This window comes from Methylobacterium gregans (assembly GCF_022179245.1).
GTDB lineage: Bacteria > Pseudomonadota > Alphaproteobacteria > Rhizobiales > Beijerinckiaceae > Methylobacterium > Methylobacterium gregans.
This window is the reverse complement of sequence record NZ_BPQM01000069.1, coordinates 1-17,048: the sequence shown is the minus strand read 5'-3', so window position 1 is coordinate 17,048 and position 17,048 is coordinate 1. Positions and strand designations below refer to the sequence as shown.

Sequence of the window (17,048 nt, the reverse complement as noted above, 5' to 3'; positions counted from 1 at the left end):
GCGCGACCGGCGCTTTCAGATGCTCGCCGCCGCCCTCGTCCTCACGCTGGCCACCGCCTGGGTGCCCCCGCTCCCACTGACCCGGGACGGCGTGCAGGTGCTGGCGGTCGTCGATATCACCGGCAGCATGAACGTGCGGGATTATACAGCGAACGGTCGGCCGCAGAGCCGGCTGGAGGCCGCCAAGGCGGCGCTCCGGCATCTCGTGGCCGGCCTGCCCTGCGGTTCGCGCTTCGCGCTCGGCCTGTTCACCGAACGGCGGCCCTTCCTGCTCTTCGCGCCCGTCGAGGTCTGCGAGAATTTCACCCCCCTCGACGGGGCGATCGCGGCGCTGGACTGGCGCATGGCCTGGGAGGCCGACAGCCGGATCACCGCGGGCCTCGACCGCGCCGTCGCGATGGCGGGCGAGATCGGTACCGACCTTCTCTTCATCACGGACGGGCAGGAAGCGCCCCCGCTGCGGGCTGGCTCCCTGCCGCCCTTCGAGGGGCAGCCGGGGGCCGTGCGCGGGCTGATCGCGGGCGCGGGCGGCTACAGCCTCTCGCCGATCCCGAAATTCAACGATCGCGGGCGCGAGACCGGTTTCTACGGCGAGACCGATGTGCAGCAGGAGAACCGCTTCGGCCCGCCCCCCGCCGATGCTGAAGCCCGCGAAGGCTACAATCCGCGCAACGCACCCTTCGGGGCCGCGGCCGCCAGCGGCACCGAGCACCTATCCTCGGTGCGCGAGACTCACCTCAAGGAACTCGCCGCCCGCACCGGCCTCGCCTACGTCCATCTCGACGGGACGGCCTCCCTCGACGCGCCGCTTCGCGCCGCCGCCACGGCCCGCCCGGTGCCCGGCCGGCTAGACCTGCGGCCGTTCCTCGGCGCCGCCGCCCTGCTCCTCGTGCTCGCGGCCTTCTCAGCGGCGCCGCTGCGCGCCCTGACCGTGCGCACCATCACCCTGAAGCTCTCCACTCCCACGAAGGCCTGATCCTGCATGCGACTGACCCTGCCGACGCTGCTCCTCGCCCTTGCCTCAGCTCTCCTGCCCGGGGCGGCGCTCGCCCACGGCCCCACACCCCAGAAGGTCGAGCAGACGATCACCATCGCGGCGCCCCCGGCGGCGGTCTGGAAGGTGGTCGGCCCCTTCGGCAATATCGGCGCGTGGCACCCGGACGTGGCCAAGGTCGCGGCCACCGGCGGCGACGGCAGCGGCGCGACCCGGAAGGTGACGCTCAGAAGCGGCGGCACCCTCGAAGAGGGCCTCGACGAGTGGAAGGCCGACGGGATGACCTATTCGTACCGGATGGGTGAGCCGGACCTGAAGGCGCTGCCGGTCTCCTCCTACTCGGCGACCATCACGGTGACGCCGGACGGGACGGGCGCGAAGGTGTCCTGGGCGGGACGCTTCTACCGTGGAGACACCGGCAACGAGCCGCCGGAGGAACTGAGCGACGCCGCCGGACACGCCGCGATGGATCGCTTTTTTGGAGATGGGCTGAAGGGCCTCAAGGCGAAGGTCGAGGGCAATCGGTGAGGCTCTGGCCAGCCAGCCTCGGGCCAGCCAGCCTCGGGACGGTGCTCGCCCTCTTGCTCGCCCTCTGCGGCCAGCGCGGCGAGGCGGCGGTTTACGTGGTGAGCCAGGACGGCGGCGCTCTGACTGAGGTCGACGGCGCGGTTGAGCGGGCGCCCGTCTCTGTGGGCGCGGGCCCTGCCGGCCTCGCGGCGGGGCCGGACGGCACGCTCTACCTCACCCATCCCGACCGGAGCACGATCACGGTGGTCGCGCCCGACGAGGCCCGCGTGCTGCGGAACCTCGCGTTCGCCGGACAACCCTTCGGCATCGCGGTCTCCGGCGACGGCGCCAAGCTCTTCGTCGGGGACTGGCAGGGCGGCCGTCTGGTGCGGATCGACGCCGCGACCGGCGCGGCCGAGGCTGAACTCGCGGTCGGGCCCGAGCCCGCGGGTCTGGTGCGGGATGGGGCCGGGCGGATCTACGTCGCCGAGCGGGGCGGCGACGCCGTCGCCGTCGTGGACGGCGCCACGATGACTCGGCTCGCCCGCGTGCCCGTCGGCCGCGCGCCCTTCGCGCTAGGACTATCGGCGGACGGGAGCCGCCTCTATGTCGGCAACGTGCGCACCAACGACCTCACGGCGATCGACACCGCTCTGCTCACCGCTGTGGCGACGCGGCCGGCCGGGCGAAGCCCCTACGGTGTGGCCGTGCACGGCGACCGGATCCTCGTGACGAACCAGGAATCGGCCACCGTCTCGGTTCTGGACCTGGATCTCACCGTCACGGCGACGATCCCGGTCGGCCGCTACCCGGAGGGGATCGCGGTCGAGGGTGCGCGCGCCTACGTGGCGAACTGGTTCTCGGACGACGTCTCGGTGATCGACCTCGCGCAGATGCGCGCAGTGGCCCGGCGCAAGGTGCCGGGCGGCCCCCGTGCCCTCGTGGCGCGGCCGGCCTTCGCGCGCGGAACCGCCCGGTGAGGGTTCCGCGCGCCCTCGCGGTCCTCGGGACCGCCTTCGCCCTGCTTGCCGGCTGCGGCGAGGAGGATCAGCGCGAGCGCGAGCCCGAAACGGTGGCGGCGCGTAGCGAACGGGCCGCGCCAGAGACGGCTTGGCTCGCGCCAACAGACACGACCGAGCCGGCACTCTGGCTCGCCCGGCGGGCGACCAGCGGACCGTCGGTCGATCCGGCGGCACTCGGTGCACTCCGCGCGAGCCTCGCACAGGCACGCGGTCGATTCGTCGAGGATCCGCGCATGGTGGCAAACCGCACGGCGCAACTGGAGGCGATGCTGGCCGAGATCGACGTCGCCGAGAGCCCGGCCGCCTTGATTGCGGACCTCTCCGAGGTGGCGGCCGTGAGCGGTCGGCGCCAGCTCTATGGCGAGATGTGCCAGCACTACGCGACCGTGCGCCGCGACGGGCTCTCGCGCGCGGCCGCGCTGGAGCGCCTGCGCGAGCGCTACGCCGCGCAGAGGCATCCGTGAGAGGATCGGCGTGACGGGCGTCCTCATCGTGGACGATCACCCGGTGATCCTGCAGGGCTTTCGGCGGGTGGTCGAGGATGCGGGCGTCGCGATGATCGTCGAGGCGGGCGATCCCGTGTCGGGCTACCGGCTGTTCCACCGCATCCGCCCGCAGGTCGCGGTGGTCGATCTGACCTTCCGGGGCAGTGGGCTCGCCGGCCTCGCCCTGATCAAGCGCATGCGGGCCCTCGAGCCGCGGGCCCGCATCCTCGCCTTCAGCATGCACCGCGATCCCATAATCGCCGCACGCGCGCTCGAGGCAGGTGCCATCGGCTACGTCTTCAAGGATTCGCCGGTCCCGGATTTTCTGGCCGCCTTCGACGCCGTGCGGGAGGGTCGTCCCTACCTGCCGCACCTCCTCGCTACGCAGATCGCCGGCATCGGCGCGATGCCTGAACCGTCACGCTACGACGCGCTGAACGCCCGCGAGATTCAGGTCTCGATCCTGCTCCGTGAGGGCCGCAGCTATCGCTTCATCGCCGACAACCTGTCGATCGGCTACCGAACGGTAGTGAATACCTGCGCGTCCATCCGGAAGAAGCTCGGTGCGCGCACGCAGGCCGAGCTTTTGAAGATGATCATCGCGGTCGAGGATCTCGAGTCGCAGGGCTGAGACGGGGCGCGGCGGCGCCCCGCCTGCCTCAGTGGCCGCCGCCGAGATAGGCCGCGCGCACGGCGGGATCGCTGCGCAGCTGCTGAGCCGGCCCCTGGAAGCGGATGCGGCCGTTCTCCAGCACGTAGGCATGGTCAGCCACGCCAAGCGCCGCCATGGCGAACTGCTCGACGAGCAGCATCGTCACCTGCTCCGACTTGAGCTGCCGGATGATCCGGAACACCTCCTCGACGAGCTTCGGGGCCAGCCCCATCGAGGGCTCGTCGAGGAGTAGGATCTCCGGGCGCAGCATCAGGGCGCGGCCCATGGCGAGCATCTGCTGCTCGCCGCCGGATAGGGTGCCGGCGAGCTGCGTGCGCCGCTCCTTGAGCCGCGGGAACAGCTCGAAGGCCCGGTCGCGGTCGGCGGCCACGTCGCCCTTGGGACGCGACCCGGTCAGGCGCGGGAAAGCGCCGAGCGTCAGGTTGTCCTCCACCGAGAGGGTGGGGAAGACGCGCCGCCCCTCCGGCGAGTGGGCGAGGCCGAAGCGGGCGACGTCGTAGCTCTCGAGCCCGCCGATCTCACGCCCGTTCAGGCGGATCGACCCGGCGCGCGGCCGGATCATGCCGGAGAGCGCCCGCATGGTCGTGGTCTTGCCGGCCCCGTTCGAGCCGATCAGCGCCACGACCTGTCCTTTGGGCACTGCGAAGTCGAGGCCGTGCAGCACCTCGATCTGGCCGTAGCCGGCCGACAGTCCGGAGACCTCAAGCATGGGTCGTCTCCTCGTCGCCTACCGGGCTGCCGAGATAGGCCTCGACGACCTTGGGATCCTGCTGAACCTCGCGGGCGCTCCCCTCGGCGATCTTGTGGCCGAAATCGAGCACGCTGACCCGGTCGCACAGCCCCATCACCACGTCCATGTGATGCTCGATCAGGATCACAGTGATGCCCGCGTCCCGGATCTTGCGGATGATCGTGGTCAACTCCGCGATGTCGGGGGCGGTGAGGCCCGCCGCCGGCTCGTCGAGGAGCAGCAGCACCGGGTCGAGCGCGAGCGCCCGGCCGATCTCCAGGAGACGCTGCTTGCCGTAGGGGAGGTTGCGCGCCTCCACCTGCGCGAGCGAGCCCAAGCCCACGAAGTCGAGGATCGACATGGCGCGGGCGCGCTGCTCGCGCTCCTCGCGCTTGCGCCGCGGCGTGCCCAGGATGGCGTCGAAGATGTTGCCGCGGAAGCTGTGGTGGAGGCCCACCAGCACGTTCTCCAGGGCCGTCATCTCGCGGAAGAGCTGCACGTTCTGGAAGGTGCGGGCGACGCCGGAGGCCGCGATCTCGGAGGGCGTGCGCCCGTCGAGCCGCGTGCTCCCATCGGCGCGAGCGAGCGTCACCGAGCCGGCGGTCGGTTTGTAGATGCCGGTGAGCACGTTCATCATCGTGCTCTTGCCCGAGCCGTTCGGGCCGATCAGCCCGTGGATCGTGCCAGGCCGTACCGTGAGGTCGACACCGGCGAGCGCCTTCAGGCCGCCGAACTGCATCAGGGCCTGCTCGACCTTGAGCAGGGGGTCGGCCCCCCCGCGTCCGCTCTGGACGCTGAGCGCAGCACCCTCCGCCTGCACGCGCGTGCCCTCGGCGGTGTGCGCCGGGCGGAGCGCCGGGATCTTCTCGCGGACGAAGCCGACGATGCCGTCCGGCAGGTAGTAGACCACGAACAGGATCATCAGGCCGAAGACCGTCAGGCGGAAATCGGTGACGGATTCCAGGGCGAGCGTCGCCGGGAAGAAGGCGAGGCAGAGCGCTACCGGCACGAGGATCGCGAACCGGTTGTCCTGGCGGCGCAGAAAGGCCAGCACACCGACCACCAACGCGATCGCCGCGATGACGCCGGCCATGATCCGCACCAGCGCGATGTCGGCCAGGATGTTGGGCATCATCACGATGATGGCCGCGCCGATGATCGGGCCGGCCCGCGACTTGCGGCCGCCCATGGTGACGGCGAGCAGGAACAGCACCGTCAGCTCGAAGCCGTAGGAGTTCGGCGCGACGTAGCGCTCGGACCAGGCGAAGAGCGCGCCCGCGAGGCCAGCCAGCGCGGCCGAGATCACGAAGGCGTAGACCTTGTAGCGGTAGACGCTGACGCCCATGCAGTCGCAGGCGATCGGCGAGTCGCGCAGCGCCTCGAAGGCGCGGCCGAAGGGCGAGCGCACCACCCGGTTGACCACCAGGATCGTGCCGAGCAGCGCGATGCAGGTCAGGTAGTAGAACTCGAGCTTGCGGCCGGCCGCGCCCCAGGGCGCCTGCATGCCGATGAGCGAGAAGTCGAGCACGCGGGCCGGCGGCAGGGTGATGCCGAGGGGGCCGTTGGTCAGCGGCGTCAGCTCGTTGATGAAAATCTGCACGATGGTGCCGAAGGCGAGCGTCACCATGGCCAGGTAGGGGCCGGTGACGCGCAGAGCCGGCACGGCGAGCAGCACGCCGAAGGCCGAGGTGACGCCGATGCCGGCGAGGATCCCCCACCAGAGCCCGAGCTTGAAGTGCAGGAACAGCACCGCCGCCCCGTAGGCGCCGACGCCGAACAGGCCGGCATGGCCGAGCGAGACCTGGCCGGTATAGCCGACCACGATGTCGAGGCCGAGGATCAGGATCGCGTAGATCGCGATCACCACCACGAGGTGGATGTAGTACGAGCTGGTGACCACGTGCGGGAAGGCGGCGAGGAACACCACCAGGAGCACGGTGCCGATGAGGCCCGCGTAGCGGGACAGGCTCGGGGCGGAGGCCGGCGCGGGCGCGGCCGTCGGGGCGAGGGTCTGCGCCATGGCGTCAGGCTGCCGTCAGGGGGAGGCGGGGGAACACGCTCAGACCTTCTTGATGACCGCCTTGCCGAACAGGCCGACGGGGCGGATCGAGAGAACGACGAGAAGCAGGATGAGGCCCGGCACGTCCTTGTAGCCGGTCGAGATGTAGAAGCCGGTCAGTGTCTCGGCGACGCCGAGGATCAGGCCGCCGACGATGACGCCGAGGCCGGATTCGAGACCGCCGATGATCGCCACCGCGAAGGCCTTCAGCGCCAGCACCGCGCCCATCGTGGCGCCGGTGAGCGTCACGGGGGCGACGAGCACGCCGGCGAAGGCCGCCGTCATGGCGCTGATCGAGTAGGACAGGGTGATGACGCGCTGCGTGTTGATGCCCATCAGGCCGGCGGCGTCGATGTCGTTGGAGGTGGCGACCACCGCCTTCCCCCAGATCGACTTGCGGTTGAAGATCTCAACCGCGAGCATCATCAGCAGCGCGCCGGCCACGATGAGCAGCTCCATCGGCAGGATGCGGACGCCTGCGACCTGGATGGCGGTCTCGGGCAGAGGCGAGGGAAATTTCAGGTCGTCGCGGCCCCAGACGTTCTCGGCCACGTTCTTGAAGATGATGCCGAGCGCGATGGTGGCCATGATCCACCCGTACTCGGACTTGATCTTCACGGCCGGGCGCACGCCGAGCCGCTCGACCACAGCGCCGAGGGCGAAGCCGAAGACCAGCACCAGCGGGATCATCAGCCAGTAGCCGGTGAAGGGCACCAGCGTCAGGCCGAACAGGGCGCCGAGCGCCAGGGCCTCGCCCTGACCGAAATTCAGGGTCTTCGAGGTAGCGAAGGTCAGCTGATAGCCGAACGCGATCGCCGCGTAGATCATGCCGACCGCGACGCCGGACGCGATGAGCTGGAGCAGGATGGCCATGGGAGCGCCGTGAGGGGGTGAAGATTCGTGATCCGCGGACGTTGGCCGCGGGATCGATGGGTGCGATGCCGGTTTTTACGTGGACACGTCGGTCCGACTTCACTTCGTCGGACCGGGCAGCTCGGCGAGCGACCCGAGTGACAGCGGTAGCCGGGAAGAGCCGACTCGTACGGCACCGGTTACGACTCGCTCGGGCCGGTTTCGGTCGCCGGCCTACGCGAGAGCGCCGCCGGTCCCGTGCGGGGACCGGCGACGGCAGAGCCGAGACCTCAGTTCGAGGTCTTTTCCTTGAGGCGGACGATGCCCGCATTCTTCGCGTCCTCGGGCTTGGCGTAGACGATCTTGCCGTCCTGCACCTTGCCGAACACGACCATGTTCCGCGAGATCGCGTTGTGGTCCTTGGCCGTGAAGGGCTTGTCGTAGGTGGTGACGACGCCCTCGACCTTCTCGTTCAGGTTCTCCAGGGCGGTGCGGATCTTCGCTCCGTCGGTGCTGCCGGCCTGCTTGATCGCGGCCGCGAGCAGGAAGATCGAGTCGTATCCTTGCGCGCCCGCCACCGGGGTCGGGATCTTCGTCACGCCGTAGGTCTTGTAGTAGTTCTCCAAGAAGGCCTTGCGCTTCGGAAGCGTCTGATCCTCGATGAAGGTCTGCGGCATGATCACGCCGTTGCCGTTGGCGCCGGCGATATCGATGAAGCTCTGCATCGAGGAGGGCCAGCTCGTGATCATCGGCACCTTCCACCCGAGCTTGGCCATGCCGTTCGAGATTTGGGCCAGCTCCGGCCCGATGCCGTAGGCAAGGATGACCTCGGCGCCGGCCTGCTGCGCCTTGAGCAGCTGGGCCGTCATGTCGACGTCCTTGATGTTGAACTTCTCGACGGCGACCGGCTTCACGCCCTTGCTGGCGAGGTACTTCTCGATGTCCTCGCGGCCGAGCTGGCCGTAATTCGTCGAGTCGGCCAGCACCGCGATCTTCTTATGGCCCTGCGCGAGCGCCTCGTCGACCATCAGGCCGGCCTGCAGCACGTCGTAGGCGGAGTTCCGGAAGACGTAGTTGGCGTCGTAGTCCGGCTCCTTGAACTGGTTGGTGATGATCGTGCCGGTGGCGACGTTGTTGAACACCGGGATCTCGGCTTCCTGGTAGAAGCGCTGGGCGGCCAGCGCCACGCCGGTGTTGATGAAGCCGACGGTGGCGACGACCTTCTCCTTGCTGATCAGTTCCTGCGCGACCTGAGCGCCGACCTCGTTCTTGGCCTCGTCGTCGCGCTCCACGAGCTGGATCGGCCGGCCGAGCACGCCGCCGGCCTTGTTGATCTCGGCTGCGGCGAGCTTGGCGCCATCGCGCATCGAGACGCCCATCGAGGAGGAGCCGCCCGTATAGGGGCCGGTCAGGCCGATCTTGATGGGGTCCGCGGCCCAAGCCGGTGTGAGCGCCAGCGCGCAGGCCAGCGCGAGCGCGGACGCGCCTACGGTAAATCGCATCATTTCCTCTCCCAGAAGGCCGCTCGCGCGGCGTGCCCTTCAGTGTGGCACTCTGTATTTAGTAGCCTTGAATCGAGCTCGACCGTCAAGCCGCCCTCGGAGGGGGGACTCTGTTTTTCGTGCCGATCGTGTGGGCATGCCTCACGCCGGGATGACATACGGAGCGACTTGAGTAGTTGTCCCCTGCCAGAGCGGGATTAAACGACGCAGCAGTCTGCCGGCAGGCACCGTACGGCCCCGTAGGCCAGGCCGCCTCTGGGCTGGCATCCGGGGAGCCGTCACGGACGTCCGATCGTCTCCGGAGCGATGTGCGAGGCCCCGATCAGGGCAGTGCCAGCAAGCGATCCGGCGATCCGCCCGGTCGCGCGGTCATACTCTCGACGTGTTGCCCGAGCAGAGCCTACGGCTTAACCGGGGGCGGAAGCCCCTTTCCGAGAGACGCAAGACGCCATGAGCTACCAGGGTCAGCCGGCCCTCGCGCTTCCGGAGGCCGCCCCGCGGCTGAGCGCGACCGAGTCCTACTTGCGCGTGCTGCACGCCCTGATGCTGCGCGACATGCGCACGCGCTTCGGGGCCTCCTACTGGGGCTACGCGGTCGTGGTGCTCTGGCCCTGCGCCCACGTCTTCATGCTCGTCGCAATCTTCTATCTCCGGAAGGTGCCGGCGCCGATCGGCGAGAGTAGCTCGATCTTCTTTGCCAGCGGTGCCGTGCCGGTGCTGATCTACCAGTACATGTCGCGCGAAGTCATGAAGGCGGTCAGCGCGAACCGGCCGCTGACCTACTACCCGCAGGTCAAGCTCATCGACGTGATCATCGCCCGTCTCCTCGTGGAGATCGTGAGCGGATGCCTCAGCCTGATCGTTGTGATGGCGATCCTAGTCGCGCTCGGCATCGATCCTCGCCCGGCCGAGCCTTTCACCGCGGTGACGGGGTTTCTGGCCGCGATCCTGCTCGGCATCGGAATCGGCACCGTGAACGTCTGCGTCATGGCGTATTTCCCGCAATGGGCGCTCGGCTACGTTCTCTTCAACATCGTCATCTACATCACCAGCGGCGTGATGTTTCTGCCGAATTATCTGCCCGAGCAGATCTACGCGATCTTCAAATACAATCCCGCTGTGCAACTCATCGAGTGGGTCCGGCTCGGTTATTATCCGACGCTCGACGTCCAAGTGGACTATTTCTACGTCATCATGTTCGGGCTGACGAGCTTGTGCATCGGCCTGCTGATGGAGCGCTTCGTCGTCCGCAAGCTCTCGTAGCGGAGCGATAACCGTTGAACGTGTCACATTCGGGCCGGCGCGCGGCGCCTGCCCCGCCGCGCGTGCGGCCGAGCCGGGGTTGCGTGTGGGACTGACGATCAAGGGCCTCTCGGCGGCGATCCGGCGGATCGGAGCGGGGCAAGGGGGTGACGGCCTTTTCCGGCAGGCGCCGCACTTCGCCGGCCAGGTCGCCGGCCTCGTCGACGCGCGGATCGAGGACCTGACGGTGCTCGGAAAAGGCCGCCTCGTGCTGCATCCGGGCTCGCGGATCAGCTTCGGCATCAAGCGCTATCTCGCCCTCTCGGCGCTCTCCGTGCAGCTCGTGCTCGACATCGAGGCTGAGACCGTGACCGGACCGCCCCATCTGGCGATCGACTACGGCGCCGGCCATACCCCCGAGCTTACCTTCGCGCTGCGGCGCCTCGATGCGGGCTCGCGCTGGGGCATTCACGTGCCGCTGCCGCACTTCGTTCGGGGCCTGCGGCTGGAGTTCCACGGGCTGATGCTGGGGCGGACGGAGATCCGCGCCTGTCTGGTGCAGCGCTCGGACCTGCGCGACCTCCTCGATCATCTCTTCCGCATGCCGGACCTCGACCGGCGGCGTCTCACCCTTGGCAAGGTCGCGGGCGTGCTCGCGGCGATCGAGCGAGAGCGCGACGCGGTAGCCGAGGACGCCGCGGCCGAGCGGCCGCAAGCGGCGCTGGCGGCGGCCGTCGGCCAGGGCCTGCTCGCGGATCTCGCGCAGTCGGCGCCCTCCGATCCGGCCTACGCGGCTCTGGCCGAGCGCCTCGACCGCCTCACCGAAGCCGACCGCGCCTGGATGGACGCCGAGACGGCCCGCTTCGCCCGGCGACCGCTGCTCTCGGTGGTGATGCCGGTCTACGAGCCGCCGGTCGATCTGCTGGAGGAGGCGATCCGCTCGCTCCAGCGGCAGACCTACCCGCGCTGGGAACTCTGCGTCGCCGACGATGCCTCGCCGAGCTTCGCGGTTCGCGACGCGATCCGACGGCTCGCCGCGGAGGATCCGCGCATCCGCTACGTCTTCCGCGAGCGCAACGGCCACATCTCGGAGGCCTCGAACTCCGCCGCCGCCCTCGCTCGGGGCGATTACCTCGTCCTCATGGACAACGACGACCTGCTGCCGGACCACGCGCTCTGGACGGTGGCCCACGCCATCGACCGCAATCCCGGCTGCCGGATGCTGTTCTCCGACGAGGACAAGATCAACCTCGAGGGGCGCCGGGCGCAGCCCTACCTGAAGGGGGCGTTCGACCGCTTCCTGATGTACGGCCACAACATGTTCACCCATCTGGGCGTCTACGAGCGCGCCTTGTTCGAGGCGGTGGGCGGCTTCCGGGTCGGCTACGAAGGCAGTCAGGATTACGATCTGGCCTTGCGCTGCATGGAGCGCTGCGCGGAGGCCGAGATCGTGCACATCCCGCACGTGCTCTACCGCTGGCGCCAGCTCCCCGGCTCGACCTCGATGGGCGCGTCGCAGAAATCCTACGCCTTCGAGGCGGCCAAGCGCGCGATCAACAGCCATTTCGAGCGACAGGGCTACCCGCTCGAATCCGTCGATGGGCCCTTCGCCGGAATCGCGGCCGTGCGGACCCTGGGGGTGCGCGATCCGAAGACGATTAGTGTGGTCATCCCGACCCGCAACGGGGTCGACCTGCTGCGCCCCTGCTTGGAATCCCTCCTCGGCCTCGGCGATCCGCTGCTCGAGATCGTGATCGTGGACAACTTCTCGGACGATCCGGAGACGCTGGCCTATCTGGAGCGCCTGCGGCGCGACCGCGAGCGAGTCGTGGTGTTGCGCTCCGAGACGGAGTTCAACTTCTCGCAGCTCTGCAATCTCGGCGTGGCGCGGGCGCGGGGCGAGATCCTCTGCCTCCTCAACAACGACACCGAGGTTCTGAGCCTGGACCTGTTCCAGCGGGCCCGCGCGTGGCTGTCGATTCCCGATGTCGGCGCGGTCGGCGGCCGACTGCTCTACCCGCATGGAGCGGTCCAGCATTTCGGCGTCTACACGGGTGTCGGCCCCTACGGCATCGCCACCCACGCGCATGCGGGGCGGGCGGACGGCGAGCACGTGCAGTTCAGCAAGAGCGTGCTGCTTCAGCAATTCGTGGCGGTGACGGCCGCCTGCTGCTTCCTGCGCAAGGCCGATTACGCGGCGGTCGGCGGCATGGATGAAGATTTTGCGGTCGCCTACAACGATGTCGATCTGTGCTTGCGGCTGCGGAAGCGGGGACTCAAGGTGATCTGCGATCCGGGCATCCGGCTGGTTCACAAGGAATCCGTCAGCCGCGGACGCGACGTCGACCCGACCAAGGTGGTGCGCCTGCGCCGCGAGGCCGAGCGGATGGAGGCGCGCTGGGGCCGCGCGGGCCTGCGCGACCCCTTCTACAACCCGGCCTTCTCCCCCCGCGGCGGCGACTTCGAACTCGCCGAGTTCCCGCGCGTGCCGCCCCCTTGGAAGGACCCCACCTCGCTGCCGGCCGCGCGCGTCGAGGAGGTGCCGGTGGTCGCAGTGGAGCTGCGAGGTACGGCGCCCTGACGGCTGCCTTTCGGCCCGGCGGCCTCGCTCGGTGCCTTACGCAACGCGCCCGGGTCGCGACGCTTATCGACCCTCCAGTGCGGGCGGATGCTGCACCCGGCGGCGAGGCCATGGGTTCATCCGTGCCCGGACGTAGCGGAGTTTGACCGGCCCGGGTGCCGCCACCGCGATGATCAGCCAGGCGAGCTTCCGAAGGCTGAAGCGCGTGAGGCCGTGCTCGGCCAACAGCCGCGCGACGAAGGCGAGGATCGCCCGCGGCCCGATCACCTGCCCCTTCACGGCCGCTTCCAGGGTGACGCAGTCCCAATGGTAGAAGAAGCCCTCGGCCTCCCGGACCGGCCGCGCGGACGGTCGGAGCGTTTCGAGGACCCTGTTCAGATGGTTGATGCGTCCGCTGAAACGCTCCCGGTCGCGCCCGATACGTCCGGCATCGAGGGGATTGGCATGTGCGGAATGCCCGAGGCCATGGACACGGTAGGCTCCCAAGCTCTCGGGAATGCTGACCACCGCGCCGAGGAAGGGAGCCGCCAGAATCGTGATCCCGTCGATGGCCGTCTCGTACGGAATGTCGCCGATGGCCTCCAGGACGCGCCTGTGAAAGATGTTGCCCGAGGTGGGCGGCGAGAGCGGCATGCCGGTCCGGTAGATCTCGGCGCGCTGCTTCGCGGCGTCGTGCTCTGCCGTGATGGCGGGGGTCGGATCGGCGAAGGGTCTACCCTCCGCGTCGGTTGGGACGAGGCGGAACTGCACCTTGGCCGGCTCGTCCACGACGGCCAGGGCAGCCGCGCTCAAGAGGCCCTCGAAGGCGACGTCGTCGGCGTCGAGGAAATAGATGTAGCGGCCGCGCGCGTGTCTGAATGCCTCCAGGCAGGCCCGGGCCTGGCCACGGCGGTCGGTCAGGACGAGGATGAGGTCGCCCCCCAGGCTCTCGATATAGGCGACCGATCCGTCGGTCGATCCATCGTCTACGATGATGAGTTCATAGTCCTCGTACGTCTGCCGTAGGATACTCTCCACGGCTTCGGGCAGAAAGGTCCTGTAATTGTAGTTGTTGATGATGACGCTGAAGGTCGGACCCGGCTTGCGGGGGCCGTCTGTCGAGGCGTCGTCCGGGCCGCTGCCCACAGGCATACGCATGATCGGTCTCCGGTTTGTGCGACGGCGGCCAATCGGCCGTTCACTGTTCTTCTGCGCGCGTCAGGCGCCGTGGGACAATGACCCGTCCGGCGGGATGCGCGCGTCCGCGACCCGAACGCGGTCGCGAGGCGGCCGCTCCTGTTCGAGAGCGGTTTTCTTGGCGGGTCGCCATTTTCGTGCTACCCGTCCGGCCAGGGTGTCGAACGAACTTCGTCAAGAGATTCTGTAAGTCTTTCGACTGATGCCGGCCTACGGTCCGTGCTCGACGGCGCTGGCAGAAGGGGTGGAATCTTCTGCGTGTTCGGCGCACTTCGACGGGGGAGACGTTGATGCTGCTCTTTCTCGTTGCTGTGGCAGTTGTCGGCGCGGGCTTGAGCATTGCGGTCCTGTGGTTGCCGGTTCTGTTGCTCGGTATCTTCCTGTTCATGGCGGTGCTCATCTACACGCTACCGACCGAGGGCGTCTGGCCCGCCCTCGGCTTCGGGGCGCTGGCGGTCTTGACACTCCAGTTCAGCTACATCGTCGCGGGCTTCCTTCTCGCGAGGTCGGACCGCGCCACTGCAGCCTCCGGCCTCGCTCGCCGTATCAAGCACGCGCACTCGAAGAAGTAGTCGCGCACCGCGCCGGATCCGGCCCGCGGCATCCTATGCCCGCTGCATGAGCTGAGCGGCGGACGGATCGAGCGCGGCAAGGCGCGCTTCGAGAAACGCGATCACGGTGTCGCGGTCCTGCGCGGCCTGCCGGTTCCAGCGCAGGATGTTCGCGGCGGCCTGCGCTCGGCTCCGCGCCTGCCAGCCGGGTTCGGCGAGCCGGCCGGCGACCGTTCGGGCCGCGCTCTCGGGATCGGCCATGTCGACGAGCAGGCCCGATGTGCCGAGCACCTCCCGGAACACGGGTTTGTCGGGTGCGACGACGAGGAGGCCGGCAAACTGCATCTCGAGCAGCGGCAGGCCGAGCCCCTCGTCGTGCGAGCTGCACAAAAAGAGGTCGAAGCCGTCGATCACGGCGCGCGCGGCGCCATCGTCGAGAAAACCCTTGAGGCGAACATGCGGCTGACGTTCCAAGATCGACGCGTCGTCTCCCCACCCCCTCCGCCCGATGATGTGCAGTTCGACCGGCCGTCCGAGCGCTCGCCCGAGGCTCTCGCACAGCCGCGCTGCACCGACGAAGTTCTTGCGCGGCTCGATCGTTCCCATCGCCCCGACGACGAGCGGACGGTCGTCCGCCGCGACGGGGTGCTGGTCGCTCAGGCCGAACACGTTCCGGATCGCCGGGCGGTAGGGCAGGACGGTGGCTTCGGGGCGGACGGCCGCCCGGAGGGCGTCGGCCGTCGTCTGCGAGTTGGCCAGGAAGTAGCGCAGCCGTGCGAGCGCCGCCCTGAAGGGCCGGACCATGTAGAGCTTCGCGGATCGATTGAGTTCGTCCTGCCGGGTCAGCAGGAAGAGGTCGTGGACGTAGAAGATCGTCCGTTCCGGCATCCACGTCATCCAGGGGGAGGGCGGGTAGCCGGGGAACAGCCAGAGCTTGTCCCTGTGCGCGAGGGCCGCTGCTGGGATCCGCAGGCGCTGGTTCAGCACCATCGAGGGCTTGCTGCCCGCCGCATCCCAGCCGGCCACCGGCAGCGGCGCGAGCGCCACGGCCGAGAACAGCTCCTCGGTGATGCGCTCGATGCCGGACGCGCGGCGCCCGAGATGGGTTCGATCGACGACCAGAGCCGGGCCTGAGATCATGATGAGCCTATCGCGGGAGGGATCGGGCCGGCGATCGGGCGTCGCCCGCGCTCGGCGACGTCTGCCCGACTTCGAGAATGCCCTTCACCAGCCACAGGAGTGCGGCGGTCTTGATGGTCAGGAAGCCGTAGCTGACCAGCGAGTTGAAGCAGACATAGAGGCAGAGCGCGTGGTTGTAGCAGATCTGCTCACGGGTCTCGTAGCGTGAGCAGCACGAGCAGAGGACCCAGAACAGGATGAGGCCGACGATCGATTGCGTCGTGATGATGTAGCCGATGCCGCTATCGACCGCCTTGTCGATGAAGGCTTCGGACATGCCGACGAATTCCGCGATGTCGTAGGATTCCAACAGGTCCGTCGTCCAGGCGATGCGGCCCACGAAGTCGTCGTTGCCGCGCGCGGGGTCGGTGACGTGCACGAAGGCAAAGGCCGCGATGAGGATGCCCGGAAGGTAGAGTACGGGCAGATAGCGGGACCAGCGCCGCCAGAACACGCAGACGAACAGGGTGGCGAAGAAGGTCACGAAGGCGAGCCGTCCATCGCAGGCGACGATGAGGAACAGGTTGGTGGAGAGGAGGTACGCCCGGCTCTTCCAGCCGAGGCTTCGCCACAGGGCGTAGAGGTAGGCCGAGATGATGATGCAGTAGGTCCCCAGGGAGACCGGCTCCAAGAAGACCGAGGACACGCGATGGTTGGCCATCACCGCGTCCGCGATGCTCAGGAAGCGGGCATTCGGCCGCGTCGCGCTGACGAAGAGATCGGAATCCGTGTTCCAGAAATCCGCCTCGCTCAGCCCGCGCGTGGCGATGAAGTAGTCTTTGACGTGGAACAGGCTTGAGTAGAGGTCCGTCCGGAAGGCCTCCAGGGCGCCGATGAGGAAGACGATCGTGTGGCCGATGAGGACGTAACGGGTAAGGTAGCGACGATCGGTACACAGGCCGAGCATAAAGAACGTCGGCGCGATCAGGAGATCGCGGAAGTACTTGACGCTCGTTGCCGGATCTACGACCGCGCTGCGGAGAACCATGAAGAGGAATAGCCAGACGATGAACGCCATAGGGAGGTTCATCTCGCGCCTCTGATGGAGGAGCGCGACAAGGAGACAGCCGAGCGTCAACGCGCCTTCGAGGGCGATCACGACGCCGGGCGTCAGCGGCCTAATGTTGCCGTTGATGAAGGCGAGGGCGGGGTTGAAGGTGAGCGCCGTGAGCATCAGCCAGTATGGCAGATGCACGAGGCGCGATCCGGCAGCTCTCGCGCCACCGGCATGCATCACGGACCAGCCCGGGCCGGCGAAGCCTGCGGGGATCGGGGACGCGGATTGCATCTCGGTCTCCTCGTGGGATGATCGCACCGCCCCTCCGATCAGGGGCGGTGCGCTCGATCGTGTGGGTTCCTCAGAGGGTCTGGTTGTAGGCGCCGACCTCTTTGTTCTGGCGGAGGACGGCGTCGACGGCGGCGAACATGGCGCGCAGGCGCGCCTCCGAGACCGGGCTCTCCACCACCACGACGAGTTCGGGCTTGTTCGAGGAGG

The 17,048-nt window shown here is 68.5% G+C and carries 15 protein-coding genes; 8 read left to right on the top strand and 7 right to left on the bottom strand.

Annotated elements, in window-relative coordinates:
- Window positions 1-19: 19 nt before the first annotated feature.
- The 5 genes from MFF54_RS14700 to MFF54_RS14680 are packed head-to-tail and all read left to right on the top strand — an operon-like array spanning window position 20 to window position 3,639.
- Window positions 20-976, top strand: coding sequence for a vWA domain-containing protein (locus MFF54_RS14700; protein ID WP_238303634.1), 957 nt, complete (start codon window positions 20-22; stop codon window positions 974-976).
- A 6-nt stretch (window positions 977-982) separates the two neighbouring features.
- Window positions 983-1,522, top strand: a complete 540-nt coding sequence (locus MFF54_RS14695) for an SRPBCC family protein (RefSeq protein WP_238303607.1) — start codon at window positions 983-985, stop codon at window positions 1,520-1,522.
- Complete coding sequence (locus MFF54_RS14690; RefSeq protein ID WP_238303606.1) at window positions 1,519-2,481, top strand: YncE family protein; 963 nt, start codon at window positions 1,519-1,521, stop codon at window positions 2,479-2,481. The genes MFF54_RS14695 and MFF54_RS14690 overlap by 4 nt, the downstream gene beginning before the upstream one ends.
- Window positions 2,478-2,987, top strand: a complete 510-nt coding sequence (locus MFF54_RS14685) for a hypothetical protein (RefSeq protein WP_238303605.1) — start codon at window positions 2,478-2,480, stop codon at window positions 2,985-2,987. Before MFF54_RS14690 ends, MFF54_RS14685 begins: the two co-directional genes overlap by 4 nt.
- Window positions 2,988-2,997: 10 nt before the next feature.
- Entirely contained in the window at window positions 2,998-3,639 is a 642-nt protein-coding gene (locus MFF54_RS14680) for a response regulator transcription factor (RefSeq protein ID WP_238303604.1), read from the top strand.
- A gap of 28 nt (window positions 3,640-3,667) precedes the next feature.
- On the opposite strand, the gene MFF54_RS14675 is transcribed toward MFF54_RS14680, so the two are convergent.
- The 4 genes from MFF54_RS14675 to MFF54_RS14660 all read right to left on the bottom strand — a co-directional run bounded on the left by MFF54_RS14675 (window position 3,668) and on the right by MFF54_RS14660 (window position 8,824).
- Complete coding sequence (locus MFF54_RS14675; protein ID WP_238303603.1) at window positions 3,668-4,390, bottom strand: ABC transporter ATP-binding protein; 723 nt, start codon at window positions 4,388-4,390, stop codon at window positions 3,668-3,670.
- Window positions 4,383-6,431, bottom strand: coding sequence for a branched-chain amino acid ABC transporter ATP-binding protein/permease (locus tag MFF54_RS14670; protein ID WP_238303602.1), 2,049 nt, complete (start codon window positions 6,429-6,431; stop codon window positions 4,383-4,385). Before MFF54_RS14670 ends, MFF54_RS14675 begins: the two co-directional genes overlap by 8 nt.
- A gap of 39 nt (window positions 6,432-6,470) precedes the next feature.
- Window positions 6,471-7,343 carry a branched-chain amino acid ABC transporter permease gene (locus tag MFF54_RS14665; protein WP_238303601.1) on the bottom strand — a complete coding sequence of 291 codons (873 nt, stop codon included), beginning with the start codon at window positions 7,341-7,343 and terminating at the stop codon, window positions 6,471-6,473.
- Between the two features lie 269 nt (window positions 7,344-7,612).
- Window positions 7,613-8,824 carry an ABC transporter substrate-binding protein gene (locus MFF54_RS14660; RefSeq protein WP_238303633.1) on the bottom strand — a complete coding sequence of 404 codons (1,212 nt, stop codon included), beginning with the start codon at window positions 8,822-8,824 and terminating at the stop codon, window positions 7,613-7,615.
- Window positions 8,825-9,274: 450 nt separating this feature from the next.
- Between MFF54_RS14660 and MFF54_RS14655 the strand changes: the two genes are divergently transcribed.
- Window positions 9,275-10,087, top strand: a complete 813-nt coding sequence (locus MFF54_RS14655) for an ABC transporter permease (RefSeq protein ID WP_238303600.1) — start codon at window positions 9,275-9,277, stop codon at window positions 10,085-10,087.
- A gap of 85 nt (window positions 10,088-10,172) precedes the next feature.
- Window positions 10,173-12,647: a glycosyltransferase family 2 protein gene (locus MFF54_RS14650; protein WP_238303632.1), complete on the top strand. Its 2,475-nt coding sequence runs from the start codon at window positions 10,173-10,175 to the stop codon at window positions 12,645-12,647.
- Between the two features lie 63 nt (window positions 12,648-12,710).
- Here MFF54_RS14650 and MFF54_RS14645 read toward each other — a convergent pair whose 3' ends face one another.
- Window positions 12,711-13,784 carry a glycosyltransferase family 2 protein gene (locus MFF54_RS14645; protein WP_238303599.1) on the bottom strand — a complete coding sequence of 358 codons (1,074 nt, stop codon included), beginning with the start codon at window positions 13,782-13,784 and terminating at the stop codon, window positions 12,711-12,713.
- 329 nt (window positions 13,785-14,113) lie between these two features.
- On the opposite strand from MFF54_RS14645, the gene MFF54_RS14640 reads away from it, so the two are divergent.
- Window positions 14,114-14,395 (top strand): hypothetical protein, encoded by a 282-nt coding sequence (locus MFF54_RS14640; protein WP_238303598.1) that lies wholly within the window; start codon window positions 14,114-14,116, stop codon window positions 14,393-14,395.
- 33 nt (window positions 14,396-14,428) lie between these two features.
- Here MFF54_RS14640 and MFF54_RS14635 read toward each other — a convergent pair whose 3' ends face one another.
- Both MFF54_RS14635 and MFF54_RS14630 read right to left on the bottom strand, forming a co-directional pair.
- Window positions 14,429-15,421, bottom strand: coding sequence for a glycosyltransferase (locus MFF54_RS14635; RefSeq protein ID WP_238303597.1), 993 nt, complete (start codon window positions 15,419-15,421; stop codon window positions 14,429-14,431).
- A 100-nt stretch (window positions 15,422-15,521) separates the two neighbouring features.
- On the bottom strand, window positions 15,522-16,841 hold the full coding sequence (locus tag MFF54_RS14630) for a polysaccharide biosynthesis protein GumE (RefSeq protein ID WP_238303596.1): 1,320 nt from the start codon (window positions 16,839-16,841) through the stop codon (window positions 15,522-15,524).
- Between the last annotated feature and the right edge of the window lie 207 nt (window positions 16,842-17,048).